Source organism: Polaribacter sp. HaHaR_3_91, from assembly GCF_019278525.1.
Lineage (GTDB): Bacteria > Bacteroidota > Bacteroidia > Flavobacteriales > Flavobacteriaceae > Polaribacter.
The window spans coordinates 976,107-989,003 of record NZ_CP058986.1 but is presented as its reverse complement, the minus strand read 5'-3'; the positions used below and the strand labels follow the sequence as shown (position 1 = coordinate 989,003).

At 30.2% G+C, this 12,897-nt stretch carries 12 protein-coding genes and 1 tRNA gene; 8 read left to right on the top strand and 5 right to left on the bottom strand.

Annotation, left to right across the window (positions count from 1 at the left end):
• Positions 1-2: 2 nt before the first annotated feature.
• Positions 3-710 (top strand): M48 family metallopeptidase, encoded by a 708-nt coding sequence (locus H0I27_RS03955; protein ID WP_218732602.1) that lies wholly within the window; start codon positions 3-5, stop codon positions 708-710.
• Positions 711-949: 239 nt separating this feature from the next.
• Here H0I27_RS03955 and H0I27_RS03950 read toward each other — a convergent pair.
• Positions 950-1,023, bottom strand: a tRNA-Ile gene (locus tag H0I27_RS03950).
• Between the two features lie 64 nt (positions 1,024-1,087).
• Positions 1,088-2,059 carry a polyprenyl synthetase family protein gene (locus H0I27_RS03945; protein ID WP_218732601.1) on the bottom strand — a complete coding sequence of 324 codons (972 nt, stop codon included), beginning with the start codon at positions 2,057-2,059 and terminating at the stop codon, positions 1,088-1,090.
• 128 nt (positions 2,060-2,187) lie between these two features.
• Between H0I27_RS03945 and H0I27_RS03940 the strand changes: the two genes are divergently transcribed.
• The 5 genes from H0I27_RS03940 to H0I27_RS03920 all read left to right on the top strand — a co-directional run bounded on the left by H0I27_RS03940 (position 2,188) and on the right by H0I27_RS03920 (position 9,401).
• Positions 2,188-2,787, top strand: a complete 600-nt coding sequence (locus H0I27_RS03940) for a TetR/AcrR family transcriptional regulator (protein WP_218732600.1) — start codon at positions 2,188-2,190, stop codon at positions 2,785-2,787.
• Positions 2,788-2,794: 7 nt separating this feature from the next.
• Positions 2,795-4,129: a TolC family protein gene (locus H0I27_RS03935; protein ID WP_218732599.1), complete on the top strand. Its 1,335-nt coding sequence runs from the start codon at positions 2,795-2,797 to the stop codon at positions 4,127-4,129.
• Positions 4,130-4,135: 6 nt separating this feature from the next.
• Positions 4,136-5,308 carry an efflux RND transporter periplasmic adaptor subunit gene (locus tag H0I27_RS03930; protein WP_218732598.1) on the top strand — a complete coding sequence of 391 codons (1,173 nt, stop codon included), beginning with the start codon at positions 4,136-4,138 and terminating at the stop codon, positions 5,306-5,308.
• 11 nt (positions 5,309-5,319) lie between these two features.
• On the top strand, positions 5,320-8,853 hold the full coding sequence (locus tag H0I27_RS03925) for an efflux RND transporter permease subunit (RefSeq protein WP_218732597.1): 3,534 nt from the start codon (positions 5,320-5,322) through the stop codon (positions 8,851-8,853).
• Positions 8,854-8,927: 74 nt separating this feature from the next.
• Positions 8,928-9,401: a regulatory protein RecX gene (locus H0I27_RS03920; protein WP_254713140.1), complete on the top strand. Its 474-nt coding sequence runs from the start codon at positions 8,928-8,930 to the stop codon at positions 9,399-9,401.
• 167 nt (positions 9,402-9,568) lie between these two features.
• On the opposite strand, the gene H0I27_RS03915 is transcribed toward H0I27_RS03920, so the two are convergent.
• Together H0I27_RS03915 and H0I27_RS03910 are read right to left on the bottom strand one after the other, a co-directional pair.
• On the bottom strand, positions 9,569-10,090 hold the full coding sequence (locus H0I27_RS03915; RefSeq protein ID WP_218732596.1) for a nuclear transport factor 2 family protein: 522 nt from the start codon (positions 10,088-10,090) through the stop codon (positions 9,569-9,571).
• Between the two features lie 3 nt (positions 10,091-10,093).
• On the bottom strand, positions 10,094-10,762 hold the full coding sequence (locus tag H0I27_RS03910) for a hypothetical protein (protein ID WP_218732595.1): 669 nt from the start codon (positions 10,760-10,762) through the stop codon (positions 10,094-10,096).
• 215 nt (positions 10,763-10,977) lie between these two features.
• On the opposite strand from H0I27_RS03910, the gene H0I27_RS03905 reads away from it, so the two are divergent.
• The gene (locus tag H0I27_RS03905; protein WP_218732594.1) at positions 10,978-11,589 is read left to right on the top strand and encodes a thioredoxin family protein; all 612 of its coding nucleotides are present in this window, start codon (positions 10,978-10,980) and stop codon (positions 11,587-11,589) included.
• 90 nt (positions 11,590-11,679) lie between these two features.
• Entirely contained in the window at positions 11,680-12,162 is a 483-nt protein-coding gene (locus H0I27_RS03900) for an ABC transporter ATPase (RefSeq protein WP_218732593.1), read from the top strand.
• Positions 12,163-12,303: 141 nt separating this feature from the next.
• Here H0I27_RS03900 and H0I27_RS03895 read toward each other — a convergent pair whose 3' ends face one another.
• Positions 12,304-12,687: a nucleoside triphosphate pyrophosphohydrolase family protein gene (locus H0I27_RS03895; protein WP_218732592.1), complete on the bottom strand. Its 384-nt coding sequence runs from the start codon at positions 12,685-12,687 to the stop codon at positions 12,304-12,306.
• Between the last annotated feature and the right edge of the window lie 210 nt (positions 12,688-12,897).

Genomic DNA, 12,897 nt, shown 5'->3' with positions numbered 1-12,897 from the left:
TTATGGAGTTAAAGAGTATTCCATATGGTAATTCAAGAATTGATTTTTGTTTAAAGCGAAATGAAAGGAAGATGCTAGGTATTAAGGTATATCCTAACGGCTCTACGGTTGTAACAGCCCCTATAGAAACACCTTATGATAAAATAGCTGTGAAAGTAAAGTCTAAAGCGCAATGGATAAATAAGCAAAAAGACTTCTTTATGCTCTTTGAACCACGAACAAAAGAAAAGCTTTACGAAAGTGGTGAAAGCCATTTGTATCTGGGGAAAAATTATAGATTAAAAATTACAGAGTCAAATACAAATTCAGTCAAATTAAAAGGGGGCTATATATTAATTGATATAAAAGATAAGCATAATAAAAATGCTATTGAAAAGGAACTGAAAAAGTGGTACAAATCTAAAGCTATTATACATTTTCAAAATCTTTTTGAAAATAGATTAGGACTAGCTAAAGAACTATCAGAAAAAGATACTTCATTAAACTATAAATGGTTTAATAACCGATGGGGAAGTTGCTTTAAAGATGGAACTATTAGTTTAAATTTAGATTTAATTAAGTCTCCAAAAGAATGTATAGACTATGTAATCGTTCACGAGATATGTCATTTAGCGCATCATAACCATAGTAATAAATTTTACAGTCTTTTAACTAAAAAACTCCCTAAATGGAGAGATTCAAAAGAGAAATTGGAGAAACTTTTATCTTAGCTGGAATTAGACCTAAATTGACAGGCACAAGACAATCATATAAAGCTGTTAAAAAAAACTTTAATTTCGAAACAATTGGAAAATATTGGCTTTATCAGCAACCATGACTGGACTCAAACGAGCAACCTCTTGAGCCATATCCATGTGAAGTTTATTTTACAAGCTAAAATCACAGCCCCCTAACAAACCCCCTTTAAAAAATAAAAACCTCTTAATCAAAGGATTAAGAGGTTTCAGGGTGGTCCCACTTGGGCTCGAACCAAGGACCCTCTGATTATGAGTCAGATGCTCTAACCAGCTGAGCTATGGGACCAAATAATTGGCTGCAAATGTAATACTTTTTATTACATTATTAAATAAAATATTAGTTTTTTTTTCTAAACCGTTCTATTCATTAGCCAAAGTCCAAAATTCTTTAAACTTTTCTTGTTTTTTTCTGACACATCCATAGTGTTTAAAGTATCAAACGCCTTCTCTGTATAATTCTTAATCTGTTCTTTTACTAAAGCAGGGATATCATTTTTATCAAAAATCTGAGTTACTTCTTTAATTTTTAAAGAATTCTCTGTTAAATTTTGATTGTAAAAAACACTTAATTTATTTTTATCTTCCTGAGATGCAATCTCTAATGATTTTAAATATAAGAAAGTCTTCTTATTTTCTATAATGTCCCCTCCTATTTGTTTCCCAAATGTTTTAGGATCTCCAAAAGTATCTAAGTAATCATCTTGTAACTGAAAGGCCAAACCTAAATTTAAACCAAAGTCATATATTAAGTCTGCATTTTCTTCATTTGTTTCAACAACAATTGCCCCCATCTTTAATGCGGCTGCTACCAAAACAGATGTTTTTAACCGAATCATATTTATATATTCATCAATAGTTACATCATTTCTAGTTTCAAAATCGACATCTAATTGCTGTCCATCACAAACTTCTAAAGCAGTTTTACTAAATAATTTTGCTAATTTCTGAAAAACAACAGGCTCATAATTCTCAAAATACTGATAAGCTAATATTAGCATAGCATCTCCAGAAAGAATACCTGTATTCAAATCCCACTTTTCATGAACCGTAGCTTTCCCTCTTCTAAGAGGAGCATCATCCATTATATCATCATGAATTAAAGTAAAATTATGAAAAACTTCAACAGCCAATGCTGCTGGCATAGCTTTTTCATATCCTCCTGAAAAAATATCTGCAGCCATTAATGTTAAAATTGGGCGCATTCTTTTACCTCCTAATTTTAGGATATAATCTATAGGTTCATATAAATTCCTAGGTTCACTAACCCACTTTTTAGATTCTAAATAATTGATAAAATCTTTCTGATAATGTAAAATCTCCAAATCTGTTATTTTTTTGTAAAAATAACGTAAAGTAATTTCACTTCACAATTCCAATGTTAAAAAATAAACAAAACTTTGGAAACTTCTTTTGTTTCTATAGTTTCCATTCGTACATTTGCACCCGAATTATGAGAGATAAAATATTAGAAAAATCAAATGAACTCTTCTTAAACCTAGGCTTTAAGAGTGTTACTATGGACGAAATTGCCAGTGCTTTAGGCGTCTCTAAAAAGACGATCTATAAGTATTTTAAAAACAAAACAGAACTTATAAACGCTGTTACACACCATATGTTTAACGTTATCTGTTCTGGAATAAATGGTATATGTGAATTAAATCTAAACCCGATTGATGAACTTTTCTCGATAAAAAGAGTAGTTTTAAACAATTTAAAAGATGAAAAATCTTCACCTATATATCAACTTCAAAAATACTACCCTAAAATTTATGCTTCTTTAAAGCAAAAGCAATTTCATGTAATGCAAGATTGCGTTATTGCCAATTTAAAAAAAGGTATAGAAATTGGCTTATACAGAGAATCTATAAACTTAGAGTTTGTATCTAGAATATATTTTAACGGAATAATAGGCTTAAAGGATAAAGATTTATTTCCATTAACAGATTATTCTATGAACACTTTAATGAATTATTTTTTAGAATACCATTTACGAGGAATTTGTACAATTAAAGGAATACATCAATTAGAAAACCAATTAAAACAGAAATAAAAACCACATGAAAAAAATAATTCTGGTATGCATAAGTACCTGTTTTTTCTTTATTGCCAATGCACAAGAAAAAACAATGACCTTATCATTAAAAGATGCTATAGATTTTGCTATTGACAATAGTTACAATACAAAGGCTTCTAAAAATGATATTAAATCTGCAAATGAAAAAGTATGGGAAACAACCGCAACGGGTTTACCTCAAATTAGCGCCACAGTAGATTATCAAAATTGGATAAAACAACAAGTAAGTTTAATTGATATTGATGGAGACGGAACTGAGGATGAATTGGTTTTTGGAACAAAACAAAGTTTAACCGGTTTTGTAACTCTAAATCAATTAATTTTCGATGGTTCTTATTTAGTAGGGTTACAGGCCTCTAAGACCTATTTAAAAATTTCTAAACAAGCAAACGAAAAAACAGAACTTTTAACTAGAGAAACTGTTATAAATGCATACGGAAACGTATTAGTCGCAGAAAATAGTATTACAATTTTAGAAGGAAACATTAAAATTCTTGAAAAAAATTTAAGTGATGCAAAACAAATCTATGAAAACGGATTTAATGAAGAAGAAGACATAGAACAACTAGAAATTACTTTAGGAAACTTAAAAAGTCAACTAAACAGTGTTAAACGAATGAAAGTTATAGCTTATAAAATGCTAAACCTTTCTTTAGGAGCTCCAATTGAAACAGAACTTACGTTAACAGATTCTTTAGATTCATTAACTGAAAGCAACATTAACTTAAGTTTAGTTTCAGAAGATTTTAGCTTCTCTAATCATATCGATTTTAAAATAGCAGAGAACGATAGAGAATCTAAACGTTTATTAGTTCGCTTAGAACAAAGTAAAGCACTACCTAGCTTATCAGCTTTTGTAAACTACGGATATTCTGGTTACTCAAACAATTTTACTTTCTTTGATAATGATCAGAAATGGTTTGAATCTTCTCTTTTAGGAGTCAGCTTAAACATACCTATTTTTAGTAGTTTAGGAAGAAGTTCTAAAACAAAGCAAGCAAAAATTGCTTTAGAAACAGCAGATATTAAGCTAGAAGAAACCAAACAACGTTTAGAATTATTAGCTGAAAAAGCAAAAAGCGAGTATCAACTAAGTATTGAAAACTATAATACTGCTAAAAAGAATGTTGGTTTAGCAGAAAGAATAGAAAAGAAACAAAGAATTAAATTTTTTGAAGGAATTTCTACTAGTTTCGATTTACTACAAGCACAAAACCAACTATACTCACAACAACAATCGTACATACAATCTATGTTAGATGTAATTGCTAGTAAAGCAGCATTAGAAAACGCACTAAACACCCCAATTAAACAATAAATAGGCATGAGAAAAATATATACATTATTAGCATTTACACTTGTTTTAATATCTTGTGGAGAAAAAAAACCAACATCAGTTGCAGCCATCATTTCTGTTGGAGATTTAAAAGAATTAACCGCTAAAAAGAAAGAAATTACAGCAAATTTAGAAACTATAAATGCAGATTTAGAAGCTATAAATAATGCAATTGCTAAAAAAGACACGCTTAAGAAACTTCCTTTAATTACCACTTTTACAGCAAAAGAGGCCGTTTTTAAACATTATTTAGAAATACAAGGAAGTGTAAAGACCAAACAAAACATTTTAGTTTACCCAGAAATGCCTGGAATTCTACAAAAAGTTTATGTTAAAGAAGGTCAGAAAGTTTCTAAAGGACAATTATTAGCAACTATAGATGATGGTGGTATAGGCAATCAGGTTGCACAATTAGAAGCAACTACACAATTAGCAAAAACTACATTTGAACGTCAAAAACGTTTATGGGAACAAAAAATAGGGTCGGAAATTCAGTTTTTACAAACTAAAACGAATTATGAGTCTCAAAGAAACTCTTTAAAGCAGCTAAAAAGTCAACAAAACAAAGCATCTATTAGAGCGCCATTTTCTGGAGTTATAGATGATGTTATGAAAGAAGCTGGAACCGTAATTGCTCCTGGGCAAGGTTCAGAAATTTTTAGAATTGTAAACTTAGATAATATGTATGTAGAAGCAGAAGTGCCAGAAAGATACATAACAAGTATTCAAAAAAATAAAGAAGTAAAAATAGAATTCCCTGTACTTGGTGCAAGTGTAGACAGTAAAGTAAGACAAGTTGGTAGTTTTATCAACCCAAATAATAGGTCTTTTAGAATTGAAGTTCCTGTTGAAAATAAAAGCGGAAATGTAAAACCGAATTTAACAGCAAAACTTCAAGTTAATGATTATACAGATGAAAATGCTATTTTAATTCCGCAAAGTATTATTTCTGAAAACGCAAATGGAGAACAATTTATATATACCATTAAAAATAAAAAATCCAATAACGAAGCAACTGCAGAAAGAGTTATTATAAAAACAGGTAAAACACAAGGAAATTTCATCGAAGTTTTAGAAAACTTACCTGCAGGCACAGAAATTATTGATGAAGGTGCGAGAAGTGTAAATAATGGACAAGTAGTTAAAGTTATCAATAAATAAAAAAAATAACGATGACAAAACAAAAAAAACAAGTCGATAAAGAGTTTAAGTTATCCGCTTGGGCAATTCACAATAAAACTACTGTTTACGTGCTAATGGGAGTTTTATTTTTCTACGGTATTTCTGCTTACTTAAGTATGGCCCGAGAGAATTTCCCTGAAGTTAAAGAAACCAAGATATATATTAGTACTGCTTACCCTGGTAACACTGCAGAAGATATAGAGAAACTAATTACAGACCCGATAGAAGATAAAGTAAAAACCATTAGTAATGTGGTAGAAGTTACCTCAACCTCTCAAGAAGATTACTCTATGGTAATTGTTGAGTTTGATGAAAACATTACCGTAGAACTAGCTAAACAAAAGGTTAAAGACGAGCTTTCTACAGAAACATCTAGTGAAGATTGGCCTACTTTTAATGATGCTAAAGTAGAGCCTAATGTATTCAATTTAAGTATGTCTGAAGAAATAGCCATCTTAAATATTAATATTTCTGGAGACTACCCTGTTCATAAATTAAAAGAATTTGCAGAATATTTACAAGATGATATTGAGGATTTAGCTGAAATTAAAAAAGCTGATATTAGAGGTGCTCAAGAAAAAGAAGTAGAAGTTGCTGTAGATATATATAAAATGATGGCTGCAAAAGTTAGTTTTAACGACATAACTTCTGCAATTAGCAATGGAAACGTAACCATGTCTGCTGGTAATTTTATTACCTCTGGACAAAGAAGAACGGTAAGAATTATTGGTGAAATTGACGAACCAAATGATTTAGAGAATTTTGTAATAAAATCTGAATTCGACAATCCTATATATTTAAAAGACGTAGCAACCGTTTCTTTTAAAGACAAAGACAAAACAACATTTGCCAGAGAAAGAGGACAAGAGGTTGTAATGTTAGATGTTAAAAAACGTGCTGGAGAAAATATGGTTGCAGCTTCAGAGCAAATACAAGTAATTGTAAGCGATGCTATTGATAATTATTTCCCTCGTGATTTAAGTGTTACCATTACCAACGATCAATCTAATAAAACCATCGGTCAGGTAGACGATTTAGTAAACAACATTATTTTCGGGGTTATTTTAGTAGTGACTGTTTTAATGTTTTTCTTAGGATTTAAAAATGCAGTATTTGTTGGTTTTGCCATACCAATGTCTATGTTTATGTCTTTAATGATTTTAAACTTGTTAGGTTACACCATGAACACCATGATTCTTTTCGGATTAATTATGGGACTGGGAATGCTGGTAGATAACGGAATTGTCGTCGTCGAAAACGTATATCGTTTAATGGACGAAGAAGGCATGAATAGAATTGATGCGGCTAAAAAAGGAATTAGCGAAATTGCATTTCCTATTATCATTTCTACTGCAACAACCGTTGCCGCATTTATACCCTTAGGTCTTTGGCCTGGTGTAATGGGTGATTTTATGGTTTTATTACCAATTACATTATCTACCGTTTTAGGTTCATCATTATTAGTAGCAATATTCTTTAACTCTGTATTGGTCTCTCAATTTATGAGTGTTGAAGATGTAGACATGCCTATTAAAAAGATTGCAATCGTAACAGGTGTTATGGCAGTAATAGGTATCTTAATTTTAATTGCAGGCGGAACTTACAGTGCCATTGGTGCATTAATGATTTTTGTAGCAGTAATGCTTTGGGTGTATCGTTTATTCTTAAGAGGATGGGCTAATAGTTTTCAAACCAAAGTACTGCCAGTTTTAGAGAGATGGTACGAAAGTAGTTTGCGTTTTTCTTTAAGAGGTAAAACTCCTTACTTTTTAGTAATTGGTACCACTATTCTTTTATTTGCTTCATTTATTGCTTTTGGTTGGTCTTTAGGTACTCAAAGAACTAAGGTTGAATTTTTTCCTGACAATAAGCCAAATCAAATAATTGTTTATATAGAATATCCAGAAGGAACAGATATTCAAAAAACAAATGCTATTACAAAACAAATTGAAGAGAAGGTAGAAGGCGTTTTATATGCTGATGAGTATATGGATGGCGACTACAATTTTATGGTAGAAAGTTTAATTTCTCAAGTTGGTGAAGGTGCAGGAAACCCACAGACAGATGGTGGTTCTGCTGCAGAAATGCCTCACAAAGGAAAAGTAACCGCTTCTATGAGAGAATACAAATATAGAAGAGGCTTAGATAGTGAGTTAATGCGTCAGAAAGTACAAACTGCATTGGTTGGTATTTATCCTGGAGTTTTAATTTCTGTTGAAAAAGATGCTAACGGACCACCTGCAGGATCTCCAATTAATATTGAAATTGAAGGTGATGATTATGCAGAATTAATTCATGTAGCACAAAGAATGCGAGATTTTATCAACACAAAAAGTATTTCTGGTATAGATGAATTAAAGATTGATGTAAACCGAGACAAACCAGGAATGGAGGTTATCGTAGACCGTAAAAAAGCGGGTGAATTAGGTGTTTCTACAGGACAGGTTGGGCAACAATTAAGAGCTTCTATTTTTGGAAACAAAGCAGGTGTTTACAAAGAAGATGGAGACGATTATGATATCTACGTTCGTTTTAACAAAGAAGACAGATATAATAAGAGTGCTATTTTTAATCAGAATATTATCTTTAGAGATATGGCTTCTGGTAAAATAAAGGAGATTCCGGTTTCTACTGTAGCAACACAATCTAACAATTCTGGTTTTAGTGCTATTAAGCACAAAGATATAAAAAGACTTGTTACCGTTTATTCTGCATTGTCTCCTGGAGAAACTGATGCTGGAGCCGTGGTTGGTAAAATTAGAGAAGAAATGAAAAACTTTAAAGATTTACCTAAAGGAATAAAGATTGATTATACTGGTCAGTTAGAAGAACAAAACAAACAAATGTTATTCTTAGTGGGTGCTTTCTTTACTGGATTGGCTCTAATTTTCTTCATTTTAATTTTCCAATTCAACTCGGTTTCTAAACCAGGAATTATCATGTTGGCAATTTTCTTAAGCTTTATTGGAGTTTTTGGAGGAATCGTTATTTCTGGTAGTTCTTTTGTTATTATGATGACCATGATGGGAATTATCTCTTTAGCCGGTATTGTAGTAAACAATGGAGTTGTACTATTAGATTATGCACAATTGTTAATTGATAGAAAGAAAGGTGAATTAGAAATAGACCACGAAGATTATTTAGACAAACAAATGTTATTCGAAGCAATTGTAAATGCTGGTAGAGCGCGTTTAAGACCTGTTTTATTAACAGCAATTACCACCATTTTAGGATTAATTCCTTTAGCAATTGGATTAAATATAAACTTCTTTAGTTTGTTTACAGAATACAATCCACATATTTATATGGGTGGAGATAACGTTGTTTTCTGGGGACCTTTAGCTTGGACCGTTATTTATGGTTTATTAATAGCAACCTTTTTAACACTAATTGTGGTGCCTGTTTTATTCTACTTAGTAACCTTATTTAAAATGTGGATTAGAACCAAAACAACCTCAAACGAAATGGTTTCTCAAGAAGTGATTATTGAAAATAAAAGAATTGATGAAAAAAATCAAATCTAAATTTTAAACATATTTTTTTTATAAAAAAGAGATGAAATTCATATAATTTCATCTCTTTTTGTATTTTCGAACCAATGATAAAAAAGAAGTCTTTTACGGTTGATGAATTAAAACGTAAGTTAGAAAACTACTGCGTTTACCAAGATAGATGCCACAAAGAAGTAGAGCAAAAAATGCATGAATACAAGCTGATTCCTGAAGCTAGAGAAATGATCTTATTAAGTTTGATGAAAGATAACTTTTTAAATGAAGAACGTTTTGCTAAAAGTTTTGCACGCGGAAAATTCAAAATTAAATCTTGGGGAAAACAACGTATTGTTAGAGAATTAAAATTTAGAGATATTTCTACTTACAACATTAAAACAGCTTTAAAAGAAATTGATGAAAAAGAGTACGTACAAACTATTTATAGAATTACAGAAAACAGAAATGAAGTAATTTCTGAATCTGATATTTATAAACGAAAACAAAAATTAATTGGCTTTTTAATGCGAAAAGGTTTTGAAAGCGAGTTGATTTATAAAGTTGTTGCCGAAGTAGTTGCTTAGAGGTTTATATGCGCTACAGATAGAATAGCATTGTAAAGAATAAAACAGCACTGCAAAACCTATTAATAGCTAACTGCTTACAAACAATTTTAGCCCTGATTGAAACGGCATCCTTTTTGCTTTTTCGGCAAAAAGATATAGAGTAAAGCAGGAAATAGCTTCTAATACTACCTGTTAATTGTACTTAAAAAGATAGAATCACTTTTTTTCTTTGCTAAAATAACGGCTTGTATATCGTTATTTGGTATTTCTACAGACAATACATAGTGTTTAATTTTCCAAACGTTTTGCCTCTTCTCTAAGACTCCAGAACCTCTACAAGTTCCCATCCAAGTAGTTAATAACTCATCGAACCAAACAAAATCTTTAGCTTCGTTTACATAAACATTTCTTTCTAAAGGTTTAAAAGACCACGCTTTGCCTTTATCAAAAAAAGGTTTGCTAAATTTTTGAAATTGTGTTTTACTCCAGTTTTCAGTTGCATCTGTGCCAATAAAAACCGAAAGACTGTCCATCTTAGCAAAATAACCTTCATAATTTGCTTCTGAAGCCGCTTGGTGCCACTCATCTAGCAAAGTATTCGCATTGGTTTTTATCGATACAATTGTAGGAGTATTTTCAATATCTTTTTTAACGTTACAATTAAAAAATGAAATAACTACCACTAAGATTAAAAAAACATTTTTCATTGCCTATTCTTTCTTTAAAAAAACTTGATTTTCTGGAGAAATCTCGTTAAATTCTTTTCTTTGTACTGCATTCCTTTCTTTACTTATTGAATCTTGTTCCAATTTTTTTAAATTAATAGATTTCTTAGAAATACTATCCATTTGGGTAGAATCTATACCTATGAAATCGAAGTCGATATTTATTTCTTCTTCAAAACGCTTTTTAGCAAGTATGCTATTTATCTTAGAGTTTACAGTAGAAAAAGCGGCTATTGTTTTATCTACCTGCAAATTAACTTCTTCGGAGGTAATTGCGGGTATAAAAGTAAGATCTGCCAAACGCAATACCTCATTGTGCAAAACGTTAATTCTTGTTTCAAAAGGAGGAGTGTCGAAAATTTCTGGCTTTACACTGTCTTTTAAACTGATAACCAAATCTCTTAATTCTAACGCATTACTTAAAGCTTCGTTTGGCGATACTTTTTCAAATTTCTTTAGAAAAGAATTTACCGTTTTTAGTTCTTGCCAATTTTCTATTTCTGGCTCATAAATAGCTTTAACACCTTCTACAGAAATATGCTTTACGGGAGTACTTAATTTTGGTGTTTCTTGAAGCGCACTAACAGTTTCTTTCTTATTATTACCACAAGAAAATAAAATAACAGACAGCAATAAGTAAATAATTTGTTTCACGATTTTTTATAATAAGTGGTAAAAATAAGCATTTTAAAAACATCTCTTATTTATTTAAGGAAATTGTAACAAAAGTCTTTTTTTTTAACCATAAAATTAAAATGTAAGCTATCCATTTTATTTCGTCTACACTATTAATAAAAAACAAGAAGTTTGTAACAAAGGTTACATTTTTTTTTAATCATTAAAAATACCTTTGTATAAAATATTAGGAGATGAAAAAAATTATTGAAAAAAGTTTACAAGACACATTATCTTATAAAGAATATAGAGATTTAGTAAGTAGTTTATTAGCTGAAGGAAAAGCGACAGGAACTCAACAATCTGAAGATTTAACAAATTACAGTATGTTAAACGACAGAAGAATGAAGCGTTTAGATAAAACCATAAAAATTTCTGAAGCTACCATTACAAAAATGCAAGAAATTACTGAACCTCAAACTTGGCTGCTTATTACAGAAGGTTGGTGTGGAGATGCTGCTCAAAACTTACCTGTTATAAATAAAATTGCAGCAACAAATAGTCTTATTAATCTTAAATTAGTTTTAAGAGATGAGCATGAAGATTTAATGAACCTATTTTTAACAAATGGAGGAAAATCAATCCCTAAATTAGTTGCTCTAGATAAAGACAATAATGTAATTAACACTTGGGGACCTAGACCTAGTGAAGCTACAAAAATGGTTGCAGATTATAAAGCCAAACATGGTGTAATAGATGCACAATTTAAAGAAAATTTACAGGTTTGGTATAACAAAAACAAGGGACAAAACATACAAGACGATTTTATACAACTTTTTACAAATACACTTGCAAAAGAAGTATAAATAAAATAAAAAATAAATTTAAAACCGTAAATTAATAAATTGATTTACGGTTTTTCTTTTCTGTATATTTGCACCGAAAATTATATATAAATGTTTGTAGATTATTCCACAATTACCGAAGAAGCAAAAGTTTGGGTGTACCCTTCTAGTAGAAAATTTTACCCGAATGAAATTGAAGGAATTGAAAGTAAAGTAAAAGACTTTCTAGAAAACTGGAAATCTGACGATGAAAACTTTAAAGCTTCCTACCAATTTTTATACAATCGTTTTATTGTGCTATTTGCAGATGATGAAAATTCAACGTTAACAAACTCAGACATAGATACTTCTGTTTCTTTTATCTTAGGACTACAACAAGAATATGAAGTAGAATTGTTAGACAAAATGAATGCTTGTTTTAAACAAGGAGAGTATGTACAATATAAAGATTTAAAAGACTTTAAAAAACTACTTAAAAATAAAGCTGTAACAGCAAAAAGCATCATTTTTGATAATTTAATAACTACAAAAGTGGACTTTGATAACAATTGGGAAATTCCTCTTGAAGAAAGCTGGTACAATAGATATTTATAGCAATTTATCTTGTCTACATTATAGAGTTTAAATCACTCTTATAATGCGATACAAGTTCTTTTTATTAAAAACTTGTATCGAGAACAAATTAAGAAACTACCATTGGTTCTCGATACAAATTTCACTTATTATAATTGCCTATTAATCTAAAATATCGCCAATATTTGGTTTAAAGTAATTAGGTCCTTTTAAAACTTTACCATCTTCTCTGTAAATAGGTTTACCGTCTGCTCCTAATTTACTCATATTACTACGCTGAATTTCATTAAAAACCTCTTCAATTTTATCTTGCATTCCGTGTTCTATAATTGTGCCACATAAAATATACAGCATATCACCTAAAGCATCTGCAACCTCAACCAAATCATTATTTTCTGCTGCCTCTAAATATTCTTCATTTTCTTCTTTCATTAAATTAAAACGAAGTGTGTTTCTATCTTTACCAATATTTGCAATTGGCTTTTGATTCATATTTAATTTAAAAGCGGTGTGGAATTCAGTTACTGCTGCTATTTTATTTTTCATTATATATTCTGTTTTATTTAAATTATTGTTTTTTTATTTAGTTAATAAGATTCAATTTTAGAAGTTATACCAAAAACGAGGACATTCTTCATTTAATTTGTAATTTTGCAGAATAGAATTTTATTAATTTTAGTTAGACAATATATATAAACTTTCTGATAAAATAAAAGCTTCTTGTTTACCATTAATCCACAACTTTTAAAGAATACA

Excerpts from the sequence above, each read along its gene's own strand:
- H0I27_RS03955 (WP_218732602.1), top strand. The coding sequence starts at position 3 with ATGGAGTTAAAGAGTATTCCATATGGTAATTCAAGAATTGATTTTTGT.
- H0I27_RS03940 (WP_218732600.1), top strand. The coding sequence starts at position 2,188 with ATGAGAGATAAAATATTAGAAAAATCAAATGAACTCTTCTTAAACCTA.
- H0I27_RS03935 (WP_218732599.1), top strand. The coding sequence starts at position 2,795 with ATGAAAAAAATAATTCTGGTATGCATAAGTACCTGTTTTTTCTTTATT.
- H0I27_RS03930 (WP_218732598.1), top strand. The coding sequence starts at position 4,136 with ATGAGAAAAATATATACATTATTAGCATTTACACTTGTTTTAATATCT.
- H0I27_RS03925 (WP_218732597.1), top strand. The coding sequence starts at position 5,320 with ATGACAAAACAAAAAAAACAAGTCGATAAAGAGTTTAAGTTATCCGCT.
- H0I27_RS03920 (WP_254713140.1), top strand. The coding sequence starts at position 8,928 with ATGATAAAAAAGAAGTCTTTTACGGTTGATGAATTAAAACGTAAGTTA.
- H0I27_RS03915 (WP_218732596.1), bottom strand. The coding sequence starts at position 10,090 with ATGAAAAATGTTTTTTTAATCTTAGTGGTAGTTATTTCATTTTTTAAT.
- H0I27_RS03905 (WP_218732594.1), top strand. The coding sequence starts at position 10,978 with ATGAAAAAAATTATTGAAAAAAGTTTACAAGACACATTATCTTATAAA.
- H0I27_RS03900 (WP_218732593.1), top strand. The coding sequence starts at position 11,680 with ATGTTTGTAGATTATTCCACAATTACCGAAGAAGCAAAAGTTTGGGTG.
- H0I27_RS03895 (WP_218732592.1), bottom strand. The coding sequence starts at position 12,687 with ATGAAAAATAAAATAGCAGCAGTAACTGAATTCCACACCGCTTTTAAA.